This is a genomic window from Dehalococcoidia bacterium, assembly GCA_035574915.1.
Taxonomy (GTDB): Bacteria; Chloroflexota; Dehalococcoidia; order DSTF01; family WHTK01; genus DATLYJ01.
On record DATLYJ010000143.1, the window covers coordinates 1 to 4,320 of the forward strand.

General features: G+C 66.3%; 8 protein-coding genes. 1 reads left to right on the top strand and 7 read right to left on the bottom strand.

Features of this window, described 5'->3' with window-relative positions; genetic code table 11:
* Positions 1 to 120 precede the first annotated feature (120 nt).
* Positions 121 to 396: a ubiquitin-like small modifier protein 1 gene (locus tag VNN10_13215; protein ID HXH22980.1), complete on the top strand. Its 276-nt coding sequence runs from the start codon at positions 121 to 123 to the stop codon at positions 394 to 396.
* On the opposite strand, the gene VNN10_13220 is transcribed toward VNN10_13215, so the two are convergent.
* The 7 genes from VNN10_13220 to secE form a co-directional block, all read right to left on the bottom strand.
* On the bottom strand, positions 393 to 968 hold the full coding sequence (locus tag VNN10_13220) for an adenylate kinase (GenBank protein HXH22981.1): 576 nt from the start codon (positions 966 to 968) through the stop codon (positions 393 to 395). The genes VNN10_13215 and VNN10_13220 overlap by 4 nt on opposite strands.
* A gap of 80 nt (positions 969 to 1,048) precedes the next feature.
* Positions 1,049 to 1,447, bottom strand: coding sequence for a 50S ribosomal protein L7/L12 (gene rplL / locus VNN10_13225; protein ID HXH22982.1), 399 nt, complete (start codon positions 1,445 to 1,447; stop codon positions 1,049 to 1,051).
* Between the two features lie 49 nt (positions 1,448 to 1,496).
* A complete protein-coding gene (rplJ, locus tag VNN10_13230; protein HXH22983.1) occupies positions 1,497 to 2,024 on the bottom strand; it encodes a 50S ribosomal protein L10 in 528 nt (175 codons plus the stop codon).
* A 203-nt stretch (positions 2,025 to 2,227) separates the two neighbouring features.
* Entirely contained in the window at positions 2,228 to 2,938 is a 711-nt protein-coding gene (gene rplA / locus VNN10_13235; protein ID HXH22984.1) for a 50S ribosomal protein L1, read from the bottom strand.
* On the bottom strand, positions 2,935 to 3,360 hold the full coding sequence (gene rplK / locus VNN10_13240) for a 50S ribosomal protein L11 (protein HXH22985.1): 426 nt from the start codon (positions 3,358 to 3,360) through the stop codon (positions 2,935 to 2,937). The genes rplA and rplK overlap by 4 nt, the downstream gene beginning before the upstream one ends.
* Positions 3,361 to 3,473: 113 nt before the next feature.
* Complete coding sequence (gene nusG, locus VNN10_13245) at positions 3,474 to 4,043, bottom strand: transcription termination/antitermination protein NusG (protein ID HXH22986.1); 570 nt, start codon at positions 4,041 to 4,043, stop codon at positions 3,474 to 3,476.
* 85 nt (positions 4,044 to 4,128) lie between these two features.
* Positions 4,129 to 4,320: preprotein translocase subunit SecE (gene secE, locus VNN10_13250; protein HXH22987.1), on the bottom strand; the 192-nt coding region annotated here is incomplete at its 5' end.

Consider the following 4,320-nt stretch of genomic DNA (forward strand, 5'->3'; position numbering starts at 1 on the left):
GCCGCTGGCGCTTGTGCGAGGGACGCCGATCCCCGACCCTAGACTATTGCCGGGCGTAAAGATGCCCGGGAACGCCGCGAACTACTCGCGGCTCGGAACCACCTAAGACAGAGGTCCCGTATGTCCGTAAAGGTCCGCATACCCACGCCACTGCGCAAGCTAACCAACGAGCTCGACATCGTCATGACCGATGGCGGCACTCTTGGCGCCGCCATCGACGGCCTCGAATCCGAGTACCCCGGACTCAAGGAGCGCATCTGCGATGAGCAAGGCGAGATCCGCCGCTTCGTGAACATCTACATCAACGGCGAAGACGTGCGCTTCCTCAGCGGCCTGCAGACCTCCCTGAAGCCCGGCGACGAAGTCTCGATCGTGCCTGCCGTGGCTGGAGGCTAGGAGGCCTGGCCCTCCTCTCGTCCCGGGCGGGACTCCTCACGTAGCCGCCGCAGCAGCGCATCAACCTCCCGGGAAGAGCGCGCTTCGATCACCTCGGCCTGGTGTGGGATTTCCGACAGCGCCGCGCGGATACGCTCCTGGGAAGGCCGGTGCTGCCTGATGCCCCATAGGAGTAGCGAGTCCTTGTCGAAGAGCAGGAGCCTGGCCGTTTCACGGTTCCCGTTCCAGAGCTCCTCGCGCGTCAGGAAGCGGCGGAGAGTCCGCGTCAGCATCCTCCAGTAGGAGACGCGCCAGGGCAAGCGCAGCCAGATCACCGTATCCGCACGCGGCAGCAGGACGGGACGCGCGACGCCATAGTTGCCGTCCGCGACCCAGCCCTGGTGGCTCGCCGCCACGGCCGCCTCGATCCTGGACACGAATTCGTCCGGAGTCGCCGGCGTCCAGTTCGGGCCGTGATAGAGCGCGTCCAGCTCGATGTGCCGCAGCCCCAGCTCGGCCGCGAGCCGCCGCCCGAGCGTCGTCTTGCCTGATCCCGTCGCGCCGTAAACGACGATGCGCCGCCGTGCAGTCACTCTCCGATTCTGCACGACGGCGCGAACGGTCGGAAGCCGCGTCTCCGCGGACCTCGGGCGGCGGCTAAGACGGAAGCTGATTACACCAGTTCGACGGTAGCGCCCGCCTCGACCAGCTTGGCCCTGATCGCCTCGGCCTCGGCCTTGTCGACGCCTTCCTTGACGTTCGTCGGCGCCGACTCGACAAGGTCCTTCGCCTCCTTCAGGCCGAGGGTGGTGACTTCGCGCACGGCCTTGATCACGTTGATCTTGTTGGCGCCGAAGTCCTTGAGGACGACAGTGAACTCCGTCTTCTCCTCGTCGGCGGCCGCGGGAGCCGCTGCGCCGCCGCCGGCGGCGGGCGCCCCGGCAGCGGCGACTGCCATCGGCGCTACAGCCGTCACGCCGAACTTCTCCTTGATCTGGTCGTTCAGCTCCTTGAGCTCGAGGATGGTCATGCCCTCGATGAGCTCCAGGACCTGCTCTGCCTTCGTTGCCATTTCCTTACTCCTCCCGTTTCCGGTTCTACGTACGTTTCGACGGCGGCGCTCAGGCGGCGCCTTCCAGCTGCTGCGCCCTGGCGTCCAACAGGCCGGCGAACTCCTGGACGGTCGCCTGCAGCAGGTATACCAGCGTCGTGATTGGCGACTGCAGGGCGCCGGCCACCTCCGCGATCAGCGTCTCCCTGGACGGCAGCGTCGCCAGCTCGGAGAGCCGAGCGCCCGGGTAGATCGTCCCGTCCAGGTACGCCTTGCGCGGCGCGAACGTATTGCGCGACGTGCGCTGGTACTCGACCACGGTCTTGATCGGCGCTATCGGGTCGTCGAAGCCTACGACGATGGCCGTTGGGCCTTCGCAGAGCTCGGCCATCTCCGCCTTGCCGGCGGCCTCGGCGGCGCGGGCGAAGAGGGTGTTCTTCACCACGTGCATCTCGATTCCCTGCTCGCGCAACTGTTTGCGCAGGGCCGTGATTTCGCTGACCTTGAGCCCGCGATAGTCGGAGCCGATCACCACCCTGCTGCGCCTGATGAGGTCCGTCAGTTCGGCGACGGTCTCGATCTTCTTCTGTGTGGGCAAGCCATCACCCCCTTCGCCGCCGCCCTCTGCGGCGCAACGAAAATGCCCTCGCCGGCGAGACGAGGGCACCAGGACGCAGAGTGCTGCGCTTGCGCTTCGCCTCGGCAGGCCCGGCTCGGCTTAGTCCTTCCCTCGAAGGAACCTGCTGTCTCAGGCTATGGCCCGGGGGCGCATGGCCACCGGGATTTTCATCAGCTTACACCCTAGCTCGTCGTCAGGGCCAGCGTCGGCCCGAGTTCGAGCTTGACGCCGGGTCCCATCGTTGTGGTGAGGGACGCCGAGCGGATGTACTGGCCCTTGGCGCCGGCGGGCTTCGCCTTCACGATTGCATCGACCACCGAGGCCATGTTCTCGAGCAGCGCTTTGTCGTCGAAACTGGCCTTGCCGATTGGCACGTGCACCAGCGCTGTCCGGTCGAGGCGGAACTCGACGCGTCCCTGACGGGCGTCGCGCACTGCCTTCGGGATGTCCTGCGGCTCGACGACGGTCCCTGACCGCGGGTTCGGCATCAGGCCGCGCGGGCCAAGGACGCGGCCGAGGCGCCCAACTTTGCCCATGATGTCGCGCGAGGCGAGGGCGACGTCGAAGTCGGTCCAGCCACCCTCGACGCGGCGGATCAGCTCGTCGCCGCCGTAGTAATCGGCGCCCGCCTCCTGGGCGAAGCGGGCCGCCTCGCCTTCGGCGAACACCAGGACCCGGACCGTCTTGCCCAGGCCGTGCGGCAGAATCGTCGTGCCGCGGAGTTGCTGGTCCGCGTGGCGAGGGTCGAGCCCTGTGCGCAGGTGCAGCTCCACTGTCTCGTCAAACTTGGCGGTCGCGGTGCGCTTCGCCAGGGCGATGGCCTCTTCCGGTGCGTACGCCCTCCTGCGGTCGACGAGCTTCTGAGCTTCGAGGTATCTCTTGCCGCGCTTCATGACACCACCTCGATGCCCATGCTGCGGGCGCTGCCCTCGATCATGCGCTCGGCCGCCTCGATGTCGTAAGCGTTGAGGTCGCGCATCTTGGCCTGCGCGATCTGGCGTAGCTGCTCGCGCGTGATGCGGCCCACCTTCTCGCGCTTCTGCGCCCGGCTGCCCTTCTCGATGCCGGCGGCGCTGCGCAGGAGGTCGCTCGCCGGCGGCGTCTTGAGGACGAAGGTAAAGGAGCGGTCTTCGAAGATAGTGACCTCCGCCGGCACGATTTGCCCGGCCATGGAGGCGGTCTTCTCGTTGTACTCCTTGACGAACGCCATGATGTTGATGGCGTGCTGGCCAAGGGCCGGGCCCACAGGCGGCGCCGGCGTGGCCTTTCCGGCCTGGAGCTGGATCCGGACTACTGCTCTGACTTTCTTAGCCAACTGTCACTCCTCTGGGTACTAGCGGACGGGTCTGGACCGTCCTCCCCTCGCGGCCTTCGCCGCCGTCCTTGCCATGGTCTCCGGCTCCTGTCAGCGAATGCCCGGCCTGCCGCCTATAGCTTCTCCACCTGCAGGAAGTCCAGCTCGACCGGCGTTTCGCGGCCGAAGAAGGACACCATGACTCTGACCTTGCCCTTCTCCAGGTTGATCTCGTCGACCACGCCGACGAAGTCAACGAAGGGGCCGTCCACGATGCGCACGCTCTGCCCCACGGCAAACCCGACGCGCACCCGCGGCTCTTCCGCCTTCATCTGGCGCAGAATGCGGCGCACCTCTGACTCGTCCAGGGGCACCGGCCGCGTGCCGGAGCCGACGAAGCCCGTCACACCCGGCGTATTCCGCACGACGAACCAGGCGCGGCTTGACTCAGGGTCGTTCTCGTTCAGGGTGTTCATCTGGACGAGGACGTAGCCGGGGAAGATCTTGCGGGACACCGTGCGCCGCACGCCTCCGTGCACTTCGATCTCGTCCACCGTGGGCACGACCACGCGGTGGATCAGGTCGGAAGCGTCCATGGACTCGATGCGGTGCTCGAGGTTTGCCTTCACCTTGTTCTCGTAGCCGGAGTAAGTGTGGACTACGTACCAGGAGCGTCCCTCCTGGAAGTAGTCCTCCTCGGTCATCGGCTCCTCAGGCTCTCGCTGCCCAGCCAATGCCTCCTGTTCTTCCTTCGCCTCGCGTGCTGCTGCTCTTCGTGACGTCATGGTTCTACTGCAGAAGGAGCCGGTCGATGAGCCAGTTGAAAAAGATGTCAATCACGCCCAGCGCGATGCCGACCGAGATTGCCACGATGATCACGACCTGCGTGAGATAGCGCGTCTCGGCCCAGGTAGGCCATGTTACCTTCCTGAGCTCCGCATAGATGTCCTCGACGAACGACGGCACGCGCAGGCCGCGGCG

Bases quoted from the DNA above. Each gene is read 5' to 3' on its own strand.
- VNN10_13215 (HXH22980.1), top strand. From the start codon at position 121: ATGTCCGTAAAGGTCCGCATACCCACGCCACTGCGCAAGCTAACCAAC.
- rplL (HXH22982.1), bottom strand. From the start codon at position 1,447: ATGGCAACGAAGGCAGAGCAGGTCCTGGAGCTCATCGAGGGCATGACC.
- rplA (HXH22984.1), bottom strand. From the start codon at position 2,938: ATGAAGCGCGGCAAGAGATACCTCGAAGCTCAGAAGCTCGTCGACCGC.
- nusG (HXH22986.1), bottom strand. From the start codon at position 4,043: ATGACCGAGGAGGACTACTTCCAGGAGGGACGCTCCTGGTACGTAGTC.